This window comes from Macrococcus epidermidis (assembly GCF_024205965.1).
GTDB lineage: Bacteria > Bacillota > Bacilli > Staphylococcales > Staphylococcaceae > Macrococcoides > Macrococcoides epidermidis.
In genome coordinates this window covers 442,463-459,485 of record NZ_CP073819.1, presented here as the reverse complement: position 1 = coordinate 459,485, position 17,023 = coordinate 442,463, and the positions used below count along the sequence as shown (strand labels likewise).

The window sequence follows — 17,023 nt, the reverse complement described above, 5'->3', positions numbered from 1 at the left end:
AGTTTTTCTATTCAAAGATATATTTATTCTGACTTGAGATAAAAGCAAAAATAAACATCACAATCGTAATCACAAAGAACATAATATAACTCGGTGTGTGACTATTAAATACATCATGTAAATATCCGAGCAACATCGGACCAATAGCAGCTACAAAATACCCGACGGATTGACTGAAACCAGACAATTCAATCGCATCTTCAGTAGTCCTGGCACGTAGTGAGAAGAACAACATGCATAAACTAAATGCCGCACCACCTGCTAGACCAGTCGCTATCATGGCAATTACGATAAATATCGTCTTGTTAACTAGCAATGCACTGAAGCCAATTAGAAATAATGCTGTAAATAAATACACAAGTGGACGTTGATTTTTCATTTTCATTGCAATAACAGGCATTAGAAAAGTCATCGGCAACTGAGCAAACTGATTGAGCATTAAATAATAACCCGCTGCTTCCTGACTAACGCCATATGACATTAAAATATCAGGAAACCATGTAACAGTTGAATAAAAGTTCATCGACTGAAATCCCATCATTAAAGCAATTGCAACCGCAAGTTTAGATTTATATATAGGACGCTTACTTTCTGTTACAGTTAATCTTGGATTATATTTCAGTTGTGGCATCCATAGTAAAATACCTGCAATACTAAATAATATCCAGAATCCTAATGAATATTGATACCCTCCATCATTAACCATACTCAATGGCACACTTAAACCACCACCGATACCTGCTGTCATATTCATCGTTGCAGCAAACACGCCCGTCATCAATCCCATCTGTTGAGGGAAACGCCATTTTACAAAGCTCGGAAGTATTACATTTCCTATCGCTATGCCAATACCAATCAATACCGTACCCGTTAACAACATAGGGATGTTAGGAATAATACGAATGATAAGACCACAGAGTAGAATAAACATGCCAATCATCAATGCAGCGCTCATCCCTACTGAACGAGAGAAACGCGCCACAAACGGTGATACCATGCCAAACATAATCAGCGGAATCGTTGTTAGCATTCCAAGTAAGGCTTTCGGAAGATCTAATGCATCACCTATTTCTGAAATCATCGGGCCAATTGCTGTAAGCGGTGCTCGTAATGTCGAAGCAACGACAACAACACCGAGTAGTAATATCAACATTTGAATTTTTTTATTCAATTTTCTCCTCCTTAATCGCTCTATTTTTAACGATTGTTTGTTAATTCAATCATATCACGTAATTTTCATTTTTTTTCGGGAAAAAACATCGGTTTAATTGTAAGTCGTCATAAAAAGGAGTATATTTATGGTATCAAATAAATAAGGATGTGTATTAAAAATGGCAATGAGAATTACTAAGAACGATAAAGAAGTAAATATCAAATGGCGTGTTGCTGACATCACAATTCCGAACGAAGACATCTTAAGCGTAAAAGAAGATACAAACATCTACGCTGGTGCAGATGAGAATAACGATGAGAAAGTAGTACGTATCGGTTCAACTTTTGGTAAAACTAATCGTATCCTTTTAGACACTAAAGATAAAAAATACATCATCTACACACACAACGACAAAAAAATCATCAATGAATTAAATAAGTAATTGTAATACGATGGAGGCCGGTTTTATATACGGCCTCTTTTTATGTTTATTTGTATTATATTTTTTGCCCGTCTTTGCCGGATAGTACGCGTATCCGGAAAAGATGACACATCTCTCACCTATTTTTCGTCCGTCTTTGCCGGATAATACGCGTATCCGGAAAAGATGACACATCTCTCACCTATTTTCCGTCTGTCTTTGCCGGATAGTACGCGTATCCGGAAAAGATGACACATCTCTCACCTATTTTCCGCCCCTCTTTTCCGGATAGTACGAGTATCCGGAAAAGATGACACATCTCTCACCTATTTTCCGTCTGTCTTTGCCGGATAGTACGATTATCCGGAAAAGATGACACATCTCTCACCTATTTTCCGCCCGTCTTTTCCGGATAGTACGATTATCCGGAAAAGATGACATACACTAGCACCTATTCCACCACTCGCCTTCTTTAATAAGCATCATCATTCATATTACTATCCTCTTTCCACCAAGTTTTGTTACTATAAACGTGAAGATAAAGGAGGCAATACAATGGAACAATTAAAAGGAAAAGTTGCTTTAATTACAGGTGGTTCTAGTGGTATCGGTCTTGAAATTGCGAAAGCTTTAGCACAGGAAGGCGTAAATATCGCAATTACCGGACGTAACTTTGATAAGTTAGAATCAGCTATCACAACACTCGATCAATACGACATCGATACGACAGCAATTGTTTGTGATAATAAAAATGCAGAAGATATAAAATCATGTGTCGCACATGTTCTTGAAACATTTGAGCGAATTGATATATTAGTAAATAACGCAGGTGTAATGAAAAATGCACCTTTCTTAGAAACATCAGAAGCGTTATTAGATGAGCTCATCCAGACAAATGTATACGGTCCATTCCGCTTTATGCAGGAAGTAGCACCAGTCATGATTAAACAAGGTCAAGGCGATATCGTTAATATGAGCTCTATGTCAGCAGTGAATGCTAATGCCAATTCAAGTGCTTATTCAGCTACAAAATTTGCACTTACTGGTATGTCTGATAGCTTTATGCGAGAAATGCGCCCGCATAATATCCGTACATTTCTTATTCACCCTTCAGCAGTGCTAACAGACTTAATCGGTGAACCGTCACTTGAACCTGAATCAATGACACACCCTGAAGATATTGCTGAAGTTATTGTGAGCCAATTAAAATTAAATCGACGTACATTTGTTAAACACACTCAAATCTGGGCGACAAACCCAATTAAAAAATAAGGAGGTAAAATAATGTATATCGTAACAAATAGAATTAAAATGAAAAAAGGTTTTGCTGAAAAAATGGCACCAATGTTTACTAAAGGTGGCGACATTACAGAGCTAAAAGGATTTACTAAAATCGAAACTTGGTCAATTCAGAATTTAGATGAATATGACGAACTACATGTAAACACATGGTGGGAAACTTTAGAAGATTTCGAAGCATGGAAAACAAGTGATGCATTTAAAAAAGCACACGCACAACGTGGTAATAAGTCAGAATCTGAGAAACAGGAATCACCGATGTTAGGTTCAGAAATAGTAATTGCAAAGCTTGAAACAGAGGTTAGTAAATGATTAAAGTTGTATTCACCTACACAACTAAAAATGAATATCTACCTGAACTGATGCATAAGTTTCAAGTATCTGCGGATCCTAAATTTAATTCAACGCCATCGAGTACTGATATTAAATTGTATAGACAAACAAATGATACAACTACGACATTCGTACTAGATATTTTCTACAATTCAATAGCTGATTACGAAGCACGCACAGCGTTTGAACGTAGTCAAGAGGATTGGAATGCCATTTGGTTTGCAGTTGATACTAAACATACACTTGAGTCGGTAGAAATATATGAATGTTTATAAAAAGAAGCCCGAACTGCTTAAACAGTTCGGGCTTGATTTTATACCTTAGAAGATTAAATGTGCCATAAGCGTAATAATTGGAAGACATATAATCGTTCTCATCAAAAAGATAACAAATAGCTTCGGTAAGCTGACCGGTATTTTAGAACCTAAAATTACCCCACCTACTTCAGATAAGTAGATTAATTGAGAAATACTGAGTGCACCAATGATAAAACGTGTTAAATCTGACTTTACATCTGAGATTAAAATTGAAGGCAGGAACATATCTGCAAATCCAATTAATATCGTTTCAGATGCAGCAACTGCGTCTGGTATTTGCAATAAATTAAGTAAAGGTACAAACGGCAGCCCTATATATGTAAAGAACTTCGTATGTTCTGCGACAATCGTTGCTAATGTTCCGATTGCCATTACAACAGGTAATACGGCAAACCACATATCCCCAACAGTCTTCACCCCTGATAACCAGAACAGCTTCCATCCTGGTGCTTTAATCGCTTTAACTGTCGCATTGTGATAACCATAACTTACAATCGTATGTCCTTCAGGTGTCGTCTCATCAATAATTTCTGTACTGCCATCTGCATATTGATCTGGCACTTTTGATAATGGCCAGATACGTGGCATAATCATCGCTGCAATTAAGCATGATACGATAACTGTCCCGTAAAAGGCGAAGAAATGATTCATTAACCCTACTTGATCACACACTACTATCGCAAACGTAATCGATACAACTGAGAATGATGTTGCAATAACAGTCGCCTCTCGACGTGTAAAGAAATTCCCTTCATATTGTTTCGACGTAATCATTACACCTACTGTACCATCTCCGATAAATGAAGCTAAATTATCTACTGCAGAACGTCCCGGTAATGTAAATAACGGACGCATTACTTTTGAGAACATCGGTCCTAAAAATTCAAGTAAACCATAATCCATTAAAAATGGTAAAAACAGACCTGCAAAGAAAAAGACTGCAATTAAAGTTGGCAATAACCCAGAATAAATTAATTGTCCTGTGGCTTCTGTATCAACAAAAGGAACATTCATTTTAAAATAAACAATCGTTGCAAATACTGCACCTATTAACCTAACAATGCACCATATCCAATTCACATTAAATAAAGTATTAATATAAGATGATTTAGGTTTACTAATAAAACTAAAATAAAATGTAAATAATATCGAAATCATAATTACACTATAAATCAATGTTGGTGTTGTATTACCCAGTACATTTAAAAACCACTTGGCAAGTACAGCCACAGGCAAACTCGTCTTACCATCAACTTGTAGTGGTGTTAAAAATAAAAATATACCGATAATACTTAAAATAATAAATTTCAGCTGACCTATCTTCCAGGTCTTCTTATCATATTGTTTCATTACGTTCCTCCATTTTTTATTCACAAAAATTAATATTTATACATTAACACACTAAAATTACTGTGTAAATACCCTTTCAAAACATTCATTTTTTTGAATATTCTAATAATAAAGACCATAATAATACCCAATCGATAGTTTCGATCGGGTATACAGTTTTATTTTACTTCTTTGTAATATAAATTTTTATCAGGGATACTTGGATGTAAATGCATATTACCTTTTAACAGTTGCCAATCATTCTTATAGTAGAATGTATTCGCAACGATATCATGTACATCACTTGTTAAATAATATTTACCTGCAGGAAGTGCTGCAAGTAACTTCGTTCCTATACCGCTATGCTTGCTACTCTTATCAACAGCGATTGAAAGAATCTCAAATGCACCATTTAATTTCTCTTTCTCATCAGCTGTTAAATATCGATCGATTAATTCACGATAAAATTGTTTACTTTCACTCGGATAGCCATACAAATAACCATTGATATTACCAAACTGATGACTAATCAATGCTTTAAATCCTGGTGTTTCACTGTATTTTAAAATATTTGCAACCATTTCTTTATGGCTTCTCGCATCTTCGAAATTTGTTAAATAAATCTCAGCAATTCGATCCACAGCATCTTGAAGTTGTTCTTTTGTTAGTTCCTGAATCATGCCAATCACTCCTCGTCAACCATTATGAAAACCTTTTCATTATCATTATGACCTTTTATAACGCTTTTGACAATGAATTTTTAGAAAATTGCCGCTTCTAAAGCTTCAATTTCAGCAACACCCATATCATCGCCATCTTTACGGAAATAGCGTTTCGCTTCTGTGAAGTAAGATTTAGCTTTATCCATCTCTTCCTGTGCAGCATATAATTCACCTAATGCACGGTTAGAAATCGCAATACTTAAATCATCTTCTGACTGTTCAGCTAATTTTAAAGATGCTTCAAGTGACGCTTTCCCTTCATCATATTGATTATTTAATAATTGTACATATCCTAACTCGTATAAATTTACAGATCGTTTAATCGTATCATCACTAAAGTTAGCATCGATTAATTCAGCTTCTTTCTTAAAGTATGCAATCGACTGATCAAACTCTGCATCCATTCTTTCTACTAATCCTAATTGATGATATGCCATTTGTTGTTCTTCTGCATCTTCAGAATTTAATAAGTTATTTAATGATTCGCGTGCTTTATCAAAGTGATTATCTGCTGCATAAATATATGCCGCATTTAATTGATAGTCCGCGTAATCTTCATCACCTGGATTGATATGATTGCCAATTTCCTGTAATAATTTTGTCGCCTCTTCAATATCCCCATTCTCAAACTGTTCAAATACTAAATCGATTTGTTCATTATAATTCATTGTCATGCTCCTCGCTTTGTTTTGTTTGTTGTAATAGACTTGTTGCTATTGCTGCAAATATATCGCCAATCAATGAAAGTATTGCTCCCATGATGCTCACCTCTCTTTTATTGTATAGTGTTTATCATAATTATTCATCTGATAACATAAGGATGTACTTTTTTATTTTTACTGATATAATTTCTAATGCACGCTATATTGAAAGGATCTATTATGACACGCCTTAAATTATTTACTTTTATACTTAGCATCTTTGTTGTTGGAATGGTGGAACTCGTAGTTGCAGGTATCTTAACGCTTATCAGTGATGATTTAAATATTAATCAATCACTGACCGGTCAATTAGTCACTATCTACGCTTTTACGGTTGCTATTTGTGGTCCAATCCTCGTGAAACTTACCGAAAGATATAATCCGAAATGGATATTGCTCATCAGCATGATTATCTTTATTATCGGAAATACGATTAATGCGGTTGGGGATACATTTACTGTCATCGTCATCGGACGGATTATCGCTTCTGCGGCATCGAGTATCATTGTCGTGAAATTATTAGCTTTAACCGTAGTATTAAGCAGACCTGAAGAACGCGGGAAAATGTTAGGTCTGGTATACATCGGATTTAGTGGCGCTAATGTATTTGGCGTACCTCTCGGCACAAAAATCGGAGAAATGTTCGGTTGGCGTGCGACATTCTGGATGATTGTTATAGTAAGTATTATTGCAACCATCCTCTTAATGCTTCAGTTACCAAATAAAATTAATGTACAAGCGGAAGATGAAAACAAACATTCAAAACTACTGTATCCTAAAGAAGCTGCAAAATATATTGGTATCACATTCTTTATATTAGCTTCAAACTATATCGTGTTTACTTATATTAGCCCGTTAATGATCAGTCATGGGTATACGCTGCAACACGTCTCTATTCTATTATTTGTTTGTGGTTTAGGTAGTATTGCGGGAACAAGTTTAGGTGGGATGATGGCAGATAAAATTGGTAGTAAGCAATGGTTGATTATCGCCTTATCTGTATTTACGCTATCATTATTTTTCTTTAATATCGCTTTGCCATTTTACTTCGTATTACTATTCGTGATGCTTGTCTGGAATATCTTTGAATGGGGAACAAACCCAGCCATTCAAATCGGTATCATAAAGCAAGTAGAAGGTGATTCAAGTACTATCATGGCATGGAACATGTCAGCATTAAACGCGGGTATCGGATTTGGTGCGTTAATTGGTGGTATTATTGTAGAAACATTCTCTTTGTCTGTTGCGCCTTATTTATCAATCTTATTTGCGATTATTTGTTTAGGATTAGCTGTGTCCATAAAGAGAGATTAATTTTAGTCTGAACAAAATAACTAAAAAAGAACACACTTTATCTATTGAACTGATAAAGTGTGTTTATTTTTTATTATAAATATTAGATGTAAATTTATATTGTTCCGTAATAAAGTACTGATTCATTTGGCACGATTACTTTGCCATCTTCAGCGAACGCATCGAACAGGTTCGCTAACTTTTCTACAAACGTATCATATTGTCTATCGCCTTCCACTAAAGCATACGATGCGGATAACGCACGATCGATAAATCCTTGTTTGTCATATGTTAATGGAAATTGATATGACTGCTTATCATATTGACCTTCAAAAAAATCTGAGATACTTTCTTCAGAATACTGTACCCCACCACCATAACCGATAAATCCTTTAAAGTTTGGACAGAACGCTGAATAAATTTCTGCGGTCTTTACATTAATCGGTGCTTCTTCTATACGCGTATTCCAGACAAGACAAACCGGGCCATTCCCTTTTAATATTCTTCTGCATTCTGCTTTAAACGCAGCGTGATCAAACCAGTGAAAACTTTGTGCTGCAGTAATCATATCAACGGTATGAGATTCAATTTCTGTACTTTCTGCTGGTCGTTCATGTATTTCAAGTTCTTTACACTTTAGTGCCAGACGGAGTTGTGCTGCCATCGCACTATTCGGTTCAATCGCAATAACTTTTGCGCCTAAATCCAGTAATAGTTCAGTGAATATACCAGTCCCCGCGCCGATATCAGCAATCGTTGTCGTCTCATCAATTGAAAAAGTTTCTTTCATATAATCCATTAACGCACAAGCATATTTAGGTCTGGAATTCCGATACTGTTCTACTTTTTCACTAAAAAGTTCTTTACTATCCATATAACACCTCTTTAACGTAATCGATCTTGAATGATACCTATTGCACCTAAAAATCCATAAATTATTACCGGCCCGACAAATTTAAAACCACGTTGCTTCAAATCTTTACTAATTTGTTGAGATAAAGCGTTATCTGCAGGCACTAAACTTTCTTCTTCAAAATATGTAACCACTGGTTTAAAGTCTGTAAATGACCATATGTATCGATCAAAACTACCAAACTCCTGCTGAATCTCAATAAATTTCTGCGCATTATTAATGATACTACCAATCTTTAATTTATTTTTAATCATCGCATCTGACTTCATCAGCCGATTAAAATCATCTGCATTATAATTTGCGATTTTATGATAATCAAATTGATCGAGTGCAGCACGTATGCCTTCCCTGCGTTTCAATATTGTCAGCCATGAAAGACCTGCCTGCATACCTTCAAGTACAAGCATTTCAAAGAGATACGCATCATCATGCGATGCAATACCCCATTCATTCTCATAATATTCGGCCATCAATGGATGACTATCTGCCCAGGTAAATCTCATGCTATCACCTTTTTTCTTTGTAAATTACTTACTTATTGTATCATTTAAGCAACCACTCTACTACCACAAAAAAAGCACACAATATAAATTGTGCACTTATCTATAAAATACAAATCCAATAATAATACCGAGCACTACGATAACCCACGGCGGCAATTTTACAAAATATAATAAAACAAAAAGTATTAAGCTAAATACAACATCCATCCAATGTGTTACAGTATGCATGATAATAGGATTTATCCATGCAGCTCCTAAAATACCGATAACACCAGCATTTATTCCTTTTAATGCCTGTTTCATCAATCGATGCTCACGAATAACAGCCCAGAATGGCAAAGTTCCGATCACTAATAAAAAGGCGGGTAAGAAGATTGCTACCATTGCGACGAGTCCACCTATTACACCAAATAAACTTGCGCCAACAAATGAACCAAAGGTAAACAATGGACCAGGCATCGCCTGTGTTAAGCCATATCCAGCAAGGAATGTATCGATATCCATCATATCCGGTACGAAGGCACTTTGTAACAGTGGTAATACGACATGACCTCCACCAAATACCAGTAATCCTCCGCGAAATAATCTATCAAACATATGTAGCCATTCATTATTAATCACCTGGGCAATAATCGGTAGTCCAATCATTAAAATAACAAGTAGTATTAATGCAGCAATACTCATTGATTTCGAAACTTGAATAGAGATGGGCGCATCTTTTTTCGTTTCAACTTTATACAATAACATACCAATTAATCCTGAAGTGATAATAATTAAGATTTGCGTAAATGCTGTTGGAAATACAAGTGCAGTGACTAAACTGAGTAAAAAGATCATGATTGCTGTTAAATTATTTAAAGTGGTCTTACCCATACCAACTAATGCATGCAAAACGACGGCAATTGCAACGATGAGTAACCCTTTTATAAAATCCAGATCCATATCGAGTGCCTTCATAAAGTACACTGACGCAATCAGGACAAAGACTGACGGTAATGTAAAGCCTAAAAAGGCTAATATTGCGCCGAGTATCCCTCCACGCATTAAACCAATACCGATACCGACCTGACTCGATGCTGGCCCAGGCAGGAACTGACATAGACTGACAAGATCCTGATATACTTTATCACTTAGCCATTTTCTTTTCTCGACATATTCAGCTCGGAAATAACCAAGATGCGCAACCGGTCCTCCAAAACTCGTCACGCCAAGTTTTAGTGCTACTAAAAATATTTCTAATAAACGTCCCATAACCCACCCCATTGATTTGTTAAACTTATCATAACGAATATTCAGTACAGTTATGTTACAACACTTTAAAGATTATGTAAGGTTTAAGAGAATATATAGAGTTACGGTTTAAAATTTCTCGAATTTATGACATTATTAAAGAGAACTGTTGAAATCAATGCATGGAAAACGATTTCATATTATAATAAACCTACACATTAAATTAGGAGGTCCAGATAGTGAATACAGTAAAGATAAAATCACATAAATATCCAGATAGACCTCACGTAGAAGTAGAAGGGAAATTACTTTCTGAAACACCACATTACTTTTTTGTAGTATGTGAAAAAAATTCTCTATTAAAACATTTCATTAAAGACGAAGCATATTTACTTGATTACGATACGCTTCATTTTCTTTCTAAATATCATGGATATACGGTATCAATTTCAATCGATGAACAATATAAACCTGTTAAGATTTTTTGTAATATCTCAACACCTTGCCAAATGGATGATGAAGGCAACATTACATATATCGACCTGGATATGGATTATGTCAAATCGAATACAGGACAATGGTTTTTAAGAAATAATGACATGTTCTTAGATAGTACGAAGCGATATAACTATCCATTGCAGTTAACCAATTTCGCACTCGTTTCACTGCAGGAACTTAAAACAAATATAAAAAATAATGTATTTCCATTCGGCATCGATAATTTTAAAGATGTCGATGGTCCGATAAAATAAGATGCTCTTTTTAGAGTATCTTTTTTTATACATCTTTAACAACTTGTAACAATAAAGGAATACTATTTTATAAATAATATGATACGCTAGTTGTAACATTAACTGGAACGGAGGGATTTACGTGTCAAAAATTAGTATACATGTTATTCAGACAGGGTTTATTACTGTCGATCGCACCGTTACGACACAGACTAAATCCCTAAATCCACTTACAAAGCTTGGATTTATTTCATGTAAGAAAAACCGCAAACAATATCCTATCGCATGTTTCCTGATTGAACACCCGAAAGGATTAATACTTGTTGATACAGGCTGGCATAAACGCGTGCGCACAGAAGAACATAAAGAGTTGGGATTACAGCGACTCATTCATCGCGCTACATTACCTAAAGGACAATCGATAGACGAGCAACTCAGTAAAAGAGGAATACTACCAGGCGACTTAGATTATGTGTTACTTACACATTTACATAGCGATCACGTAAGCGGTGTTCGTCAGGTTAAAGATGCCAAATATATATTTGCAAGTCGTGAAGAAATATTAGAATCCAATAAACGTGTAATGCGTTATCTTCAAAAGTTATGGAATGATATAGATTTAACATGCTTTGAGTTTGACCAAACGGGCATTGGCCCAAGTGGCCAATCATATGATCTATTCGGAGATAAGACAGTACAGCTCATTCATGCTCCAGGTCACAGCGTTGGTTTATTTATGGTGAAAGTAATGAATAGTGCCGGAGAATATATTTTAATCACGAGTGATGCTGCACTGGTCAATGCATCTTATGAAGATATTATTATTCCAGCTCATGTGATGAATCACTATGATTTAAAGAAGGCTTTACTCTGGATTAATAACGTAAGTAAAGATTCTCTATGTAAGAAAATATTAACAAGTCATGACCTCAGTTTAAAAGAAGAAATCATCACATTATAAAAAGATGATTGAGACTATTCTAATAAAGTCTCAATCATCTTTTCTGGTTTATCGATAAATGCCTTTGTAACGATATAATGTTCTGTTTCTCTGTAATCAATTCGTTCATATCCATCATCATTTAACTGAATAATATCAGCACCTGGATACGCCATAATAATTGGAGAATGCGTTGCGATAATAAACTGCGCACCACGCTTTACTAAATCATTGATCCTAACAATCATCGACATTTGACGCATCGGTGATAAAGCACTTTCAGGCTCGTCTAAAATATATAAACCTTTCGCTCGAAATCGATATTTAAGTAACGCTAGAAATGATTCACCGTGGGATTGATCATGCAAACTTTTACCACCATAACTATTGAGCAGTCTACCGTCAATCGCATTAAGCCGCTCAATTTCAGTTGCCACATTATAAAATCCTTCTGCACGTAAAAAGAATGTATCGCTCGGTACACCCATCTTTCCAAGTCTTATTTCTTCATATAGTCCTGCATGTGAATGTTTCGTTGCAAAGTTAAAGTTCTTGCCTCCGCCTTCTGGATTTAACCCATAATTCACTGCAATCGCTTCTATTAAAGTTGATTTCCCTGTTCCATTTTCTCCGACGATGATAGTTACTGGATTGGTTAAATCAATACGTTCTAATTTTTTTATCGCAGGGATTTTCATATAGTAAGGTGTTGCTTCATGTGGCTTAAAATTTGATGCAATACTTTTGATAAACATCTTTTCACCTCATAAAAATTTCTGTTATATTAATAATATAGTAAAAAAAGTAATAATAAAAATTTATTGTCATTCGAGGTGCAAAGATGGTTCAATTGGTTCCATATGATGAGCAGTACAAAGAGAGATTAAGGCAATTCTATCAACCAGCTGAAGCTTTAAAGTATACACAATTACCAGAATATAGTATCGAAGAAATAAACGATAATGTACATGGTGTCGTGATTATTAATCGAAATCAGCCGATTGGTTTCTTCTTATTGCATCGTACTGATAGAAGATTTCAGTATACAGATGAAAAACAATCTTTACTGCTTACTAGTCTGATTATGGATCATTCATATAGCGGAAAAGGGCATGGTAAACATGCAATGCTGCAATTACCGTTTTACATTAGGAAACATTTTACACATGTCAAATCTATTGTTCTGGGTGTAAACCATGCCAATATCCCAGCACAAAAACTATATGAACGTGTTGACTTCGAAGATACAGGTCGTCGCATTGAGGGCGCTTTAGGTGAACAATATATTTATAGACTGGAAATATAAAAAGATTGAGACAAAATTTTGTCTCAATCTTTTTAGTTAAACCAGCTTCTGATTAGCTTTTCAACTTCAGCTGTTTCATCGATTAAATCTTTCATCATATCGATATCTGCTTTATCGCCGATTAAATTCGTTACAACTGGTGTATCTAACACGCGTTTTACCGCTTCACCAATCGTTTCTTCCTGCACATTATTTGTCGGTTCAGTCTGATCAGTAACAAAATCATTGTTCTGGAATTGTTGTTCTAGACGTGGTGCGTTGTTGTTGTTAAATGCATGAACAACTTCCATAATCGCTTTACGTAAGTCGTTATATTCTTTAACGTTTTTTAAATCATTCAGACGTTTTTTAACCATCTCGTATTTCTCTAAATATTTAACGCCTTGTACGGCACCAACTGTTAATGCGCCGACTACTAAACCTCTTTTTACCCATTTATTCATTGTAATTCCTCCATTCAACATTATGTTTATTATAATGCATTTATAGATTTATTACATTTATAACGATTACTGCAGAGATAACATTTTATCTAATGCTTTTAAAGCATAGGTCGTCGTTTCATGATCTACTGTAATCTGGTTTTCGAAGTTATGTTCTATTATCTTATCGAGACACCATACAAGATGTGGTAAGTCGATACGATTCATCGTCAGACATGCACACATAAATGGATTAAGTGAGATGACTTCTTTATCTGGATTTTGCTTTATAATGCGATTAACTAAGTTCATTTCTGTACCGATTGCCCACTCAGAGCCAGGTGCTGCGTTCGTAATTTCTTCCAGGATTTTTCGTGTAGATCCTGCATCATCACTTTGCTGAACCACTTCAAAAGTACATTCAGGATGAACGATAATACGCATATCCGGATGCTGCTTTCTTACTTGGGCAATATTTTGCACCGTAAATTTCTCATGCACTGAGCAATGCCCTTTCCATAAGATGATACGTAAGTCACTTATTTCACCATCATATTCAAGTTTATTTTGAATCGGATCATAGATTGCCATCTGTTCTAACGGAACACCTAAATCATATGCTGTGTTGCGTCCTAAATGCTGGTCTGGTAAGAAGAGTATGATTTCATCCTGCGCAAGTGCCCAACTCACTACTTTATGTGCGTTACCACTTGTTAAACATGCTCCATCTTTCCTACCGACAAACGCTTTAATTGCTGCTGTAGAATTGACATACGTCAGTGGTAGACAGTCGATATTAAATTCAGCTCTTAAATATGCGTCACAACGTTCCACCTGATGGATATTCGCCATATCTGCCATCGAACAACCTGCTCTTAAATCTGGTAACAATACAATCTGATCATCATTTGTCAGCATATCAGCAGTTTCTGCCATAAAGTGTACACCACAAAATGCGATAAACTTCGCTGTATTCGTCTTACAAATATTTGCAAGTTCTAACGAATCACCTACTGCATCAGCAAATTGTACGACTTCATCTTTTTGATAATGATGACAAGGAATAAATAGATCATCACCAAGCAAACTTTTTACTTCTTTCACCCTTGCTTCAAGCGCCTCTTTCGACATTTGTAAATACTGTTCAGGGATTTGTCCTGACTTTAATAAATCAATCATTGATATCCACCTTTCCTGAAATATCGAGTGCATTGGCACCATGAAATAACTTACCAACTGAAATATAATCGACACCTGCTTCGGCATACGCTTTGATCGTGTCGATATTAATGCCACCAGATGCTTCTGTAATAATATGATCTGGCACAAGATGAATATGCGCTTTAATAAATTCCGGCGTACAATTATCAAACATAATGATATCGGCCTGAGCTTTAATTGCTGCTTTAAGCATTTCTTCATCTTCTATCTCAATTTCAATCTTATCCATATGACCACGCAATGCATTTGCACTTTGCATTGCTGCTTCAATCGACCCCATAAATGCAATGTGATTATCCTTTAACATGATTCCGTCATTAAGATTTCTACGGTGATTGCTGGCACCTGCAATACGTACTGCATATTTTTCAAACATGCCAAGTCCCGGCGTTGTTTTACGTGTATCTGTCACTTGAGCTGACGTATGTGCTATTTTCTCCATATACCTTTTCGTTTCTGTCGTAATCCCGCTCATACGTTGAATCATATTTAATACAGTACGCTCTGCCTGTAATAGATGCTTTACTTTTCCAGAGATTTTAGCAATAACCTCACCCTTATGTAACGTATCCCCATCATGTTTGAAACAAACGACATCACACTTATCTAAAATATTAAACCCTCGTAAGATAACATCTTCACCACAAAAATAGCCATCTTCTTTAGCAATCAGTTGCATCGTACCTGTAGTATTGTTATCAAAGATAGCGGATGATAAATCTCCATATGATAAATCTTCATCCATAAAATCACGTAACTTTTGTTCTAAGCGAATTAAATTCAACAGTTGTTCCTCCATTTAAATGTTTTACGATATTTGTTTTGTCACTGTTTGATACATCTTTATCCTTTATCACATGTGCACCAAGTGTTGAAGTACGATTTATCGCACACTCTGCAATAAGGCGTGCAAATGCTGTTAAAGTATCATTTGAATTAAGCGTGCTTAAGTATTTGTTTAAGCTGTCAGTATCCCTTACGATACCTACATACTTCATAAATGATTCATGATCAAAATCACTATTATATTGAATATTTACAGTAGAAAAAATTCTGCCTGGTGGCGTTAACGTTTTATTTATCAATGTGTCTCCCAGCAATTTCCCCATCGCAAGCCCTTCCAGCAGTGAGTTACTTGCAAGTCGATTCGCACCATGGAAACCAGTACATGCTGCTTCACCAATTACAAATAAGTTATCTACTGCTGTCGCACCATTTACATCTGCTGCTATACCACCCATCGTGTAATGTGCACCCGGTGCAACAGGAATGCGTTCCGATAAACCAAATTGCTCACACTGTGCATGAATGAATGGAAACTGCTGTGCAAAATTGCGTATGTTTGAAATGTCTAAATAAATACGTTCTCCATTTTGTATGCGACTGAATATTTCGTAACTCGTAATATGCCGTGGTGACAGATCACGCTGCAAATACTTTGCCATAATTGCTTCACCATGTTCATTCACCAATACGCCACCAGCACCTCTTACTGCTTCAGAGACGAGACAGATTGCTTTATTATCAATCGTAAGCATCGTCGGATGAAACTGTATCATTTCAAGGTCACGTAATGTACACCCTGAAAGTAGTGCGAGCATTTGTGCATACACACCAGATACACTCGGGTTCGAGGCAGGTTGAAACATACCGCTATATCCACCGGTGGCAAGTACAACAAATTGTCCCGGTAATATTTTGTCATCTACTGAAATACCGCAAACCTTTCCATATACATCTTTATGTAATGCCGTTAAACGACCATAAATCATTTCAACTTGTGGTTGAAGTTGCAAACGCATAAAAGCACAAACGGATTGTCCTGTCTGATCGTGATTCATATGAAAGATGCGAGGTACAGCATGCGCGCCCTCCATACCTAAATCAAACAATCCTGATTTTTGATCGAACTCGATACCTCTATTTATTAAATCCCGAACAACATGATTTCCCGTTTCAATCATCTTACGAATAACATCAATATCTCCGTAATTGCATCCAGCTATATAAGTGTCCTGCACATGGCTTTCAATCGAACTTTCAAATAAAGATGACGCAATGCCACCTTGTGCCATAACACTCGAAGAAGCATTGTTCTCCATCACGACAGCAACTTTATAGTGTTTCGGAAGATAACTTAACAGGCTGAGTGCGCTAATACCACCACCGACAATAATTACATCATACAT

The 17,023-nt window shown here is 35.9% G+C and carries 20 protein-coding genes; 8 read left to right on the top strand and 12 right to left on the bottom strand.

Going from position 1 to position 17,023, the window contains the following annotated elements; translation table 11 throughout:
- Nucleotides 1–7: 7 nt before the first annotated feature.
- Nucleotides 8–1,171 carry a CynX/NimT family MFS transporter gene (locus KFV12_RS02520; protein WP_239241932.1) on the bottom strand — a complete coding sequence of 388 codons (1,164 nt, stop codon included), beginning with the start codon at nt 1,169–1,171 and terminating at the stop codon, nt 8–10.
- A gap of 160 nt (nt 1,172–1,331) precedes the next feature.
- Between KFV12_RS02520 and KFV12_RS02515 the strand changes: the two genes are divergently transcribed.
- From KFV12_RS02515 to KFV12_RS02500, 4 genes are all read left to right on the top strand, one after another.
- The gene (locus tag KFV12_RS02515; protein WP_096077344.1) at nt 1,332–1,595 is read left to right on the top strand and encodes a SunI/YnzG family protein; all 264 of its coding nucleotides are present in this window, start codon (nt 1,332–1,334) and stop codon (nt 1,593–1,595) included.
- A 534-nt stretch (nt 1,596–2,129) separates the two neighbouring features.
- A complete protein-coding gene (locus KFV12_RS02510; protein ID WP_254257207.1) occupies nt 2,130–2,846 on the top strand; it encodes an SDR family NAD(P)-dependent oxidoreductase in 717 nt (238 codons plus the stop codon).
- 12 nt (nt 2,847–2,858) lie between these two features.
- The gene (locus KFV12_RS02505; protein ID WP_111717381.1) at nt 2,859–3,185 is read left to right on the top strand and encodes a heme oxygenase; all 327 of its coding nucleotides are present in this window, start codon (nt 2,859–2,861) and stop codon (nt 3,183–3,185) included.
- On the top strand, nt 3,182–3,481 hold the full coding sequence (locus KFV12_RS02500) for a hypothetical protein (RefSeq protein WP_254257206.1): 300 nt from the start codon (nt 3,182–3,184) through the stop codon (nt 3,479–3,481). The genes KFV12_RS02505 and KFV12_RS02500 overlap by 4 nt, the downstream gene beginning before the upstream one ends.
- A 45-nt stretch (nt 3,482–3,526) precedes the next feature.
- Here KFV12_RS02500 and KFV12_RS02495 read toward each other — a convergent pair whose 3' ends face one another.
- The 3 genes from KFV12_RS02495 to KFV12_RS02485 all read right to left on the bottom strand — a co-directional run bounded on the left by KFV12_RS02495 (nt 3,527) and on the right by KFV12_RS02485 (nt 6,242).
- The gene (locus tag KFV12_RS02495) at nt 3,527–4,873 is read right to left on the bottom strand and encodes a YjiH family protein (RefSeq protein ID WP_254257205.1); all 1,347 of its coding nucleotides are present in this window, start codon (nt 4,871–4,873) and stop codon (nt 3,527–3,529) included.
- Nucleotides 4,874–5,031: 158 nt separating this feature from the next.
- Nucleotides 5,032–5,532 carry a GNAT family protein gene (locus tag KFV12_RS02490; protein ID WP_111717376.1) on the bottom strand — a complete coding sequence of 167 codons (501 nt, stop codon included), beginning with the start codon at nt 5,530–5,532 and terminating at the stop codon, nt 5,032–5,034.
- Nucleotides 5,533–5,612: 80 nt separating this feature from the next.
- Complete coding sequence (locus tag KFV12_RS02485; protein WP_170122562.1) at nt 5,613–6,242, bottom strand: tetratricopeptide repeat protein; 630 nt, start codon at nt 6,240–6,242, stop codon at nt 5,613–5,615.
- A gap of 213 nt (nt 6,243–6,455) precedes the next feature.
- Here KFV12_RS02485 and KFV12_RS02480 point away from each other — a divergent pair, with 213 nt between their 5' ends.
- Complete coding sequence (locus KFV12_RS02480) at nt 6,456–7,589, top strand: MFS transporter (protein WP_240837307.1); 1,134 nt, start codon at nt 6,456–6,458, stop codon at nt 7,587–7,589.
- A 94-nt stretch (nt 7,590–7,683) separates the two neighbouring features.
- Here the strand turns inward: KFV12_RS02480 and KFV12_RS02475 are convergent, their stop codons facing one another.
- The 3 genes from KFV12_RS02475 to chrA all read right to left on the bottom strand — a co-directional run bounded on the left by KFV12_RS02475 (nt 7,684) and on the right by chrA (nt 10,235).
- Nucleotides 7,684–8,442, bottom strand: a complete 759-nt coding sequence (locus KFV12_RS02475) for a class I SAM-dependent methyltransferase (protein ID WP_239241939.1) — start codon at nt 8,440–8,442, stop codon at nt 7,684–7,686.
- Between the two features lie 11 nt (nt 8,443–8,453).
- The gene (locus KFV12_RS02470; RefSeq protein ID WP_111717368.1) at nt 8,454–8,984 is read right to left on the bottom strand and encodes a DNA-3-methyladenine glycosylase I; all 531 of its coding nucleotides are present in this window, start codon (nt 8,982–8,984) and stop codon (nt 8,454–8,456) included.
- 96 nt (nt 8,985–9,080) lie between these two features.
- Entirely contained in the window at nt 9,081–10,235 is a 1,155-nt protein-coding gene (chrA, locus tag KFV12_RS02465; protein WP_239241940.1) for a chromate efflux transporter, read from the bottom strand.
- Nucleotides 10,236–10,453: 218 nt separating this feature from the next.
- Here chrA and KFV12_RS02460 point away from each other — a divergent pair, with 218 nt between their 5' ends.
- Nucleotides 10,454–10,966, top strand: coding sequence for a DUF402 domain-containing protein (locus KFV12_RS02460; RefSeq protein ID WP_170122561.1), 513 nt, complete (start codon nt 10,454–10,456; stop codon nt 10,964–10,966).
- Nucleotides 10,967–11,087: 121 nt separating this feature from the next.
- Nucleotides 11,088–11,906, top strand: a complete 819-nt coding sequence (locus KFV12_RS02455; protein ID WP_254257204.1) for an N-acyl homoserine lactonase family protein — start codon at nt 11,088–11,090, stop codon at nt 11,904–11,906.
- 14 nt (nt 11,907–11,920) lie between these two features.
- On the opposite strand, the gene KFV12_RS02450 is transcribed toward KFV12_RS02455, so the two are convergent.
- A complete protein-coding gene (locus tag KFV12_RS02450) occupies nt 11,921–12,640 on the bottom strand; it encodes an AAA family ATPase (RefSeq protein WP_099578748.1) in 720 nt (239 codons plus the stop codon).
- An 86-nt stretch (nt 12,641–12,726) separates the two neighbouring features.
- On the opposite strand from KFV12_RS02450, the gene KFV12_RS02445 reads away from it, so the two are divergent.
- Complete coding sequence (locus tag KFV12_RS02445; protein ID WP_111717362.1) at nt 12,727–13,191, top strand: GNAT family N-acetyltransferase; 465 nt, start codon at nt 12,727–12,729, stop codon at nt 13,189–13,191.
- 32 nt (nt 13,192–13,223) lie between these two features.
- Here KFV12_RS02445 and KFV12_RS02440 read toward each other — a convergent pair whose 3' ends face one another.
- The 4 genes from KFV12_RS02440 to KFV12_RS02425 all read right to left on the bottom strand — a co-directional run bounded on the left by KFV12_RS02440 (nt 13,224) and on the right by KFV12_RS02425 (nt 17,023).
- On the bottom strand, nt 13,224–13,634 hold the full coding sequence (locus KFV12_RS02440) for a hypothetical protein (RefSeq protein ID WP_254257203.1): 411 nt from the start codon (nt 13,632–13,634) through the stop codon (nt 13,224–13,226).
- A 66-nt stretch (nt 13,635–13,700) separates the two neighbouring features.
- A complete protein-coding gene (gene nadA / locus KFV12_RS02435) occupies nt 13,701–14,792 on the bottom strand; it encodes a quinolinate synthase NadA (protein ID WP_436970156.1) in 1,092 nt (363 codons plus the stop codon).
- The gene (gene nadC / locus KFV12_RS02430; RefSeq protein WP_239241942.1) at nt 14,785–15,618 is read right to left on the bottom strand and encodes a carboxylating nicotinate-nucleotide diphosphorylase; all 834 of its coding nucleotides are present in this window, start codon (nt 15,616–15,618) and stop codon (nt 14,785–14,787) included. The genes nadA and nadC overlap by 8 nt, the downstream gene beginning before the upstream one ends.
- Entirely contained in the window at nt 15,584–17,023 is a 1,440-nt protein-coding gene (locus KFV12_RS02425; protein WP_254257202.1) for an L-aspartate oxidase, read from the bottom strand. The genes nadC and KFV12_RS02425 overlap by 35 nt, the downstream gene beginning before the upstream one ends.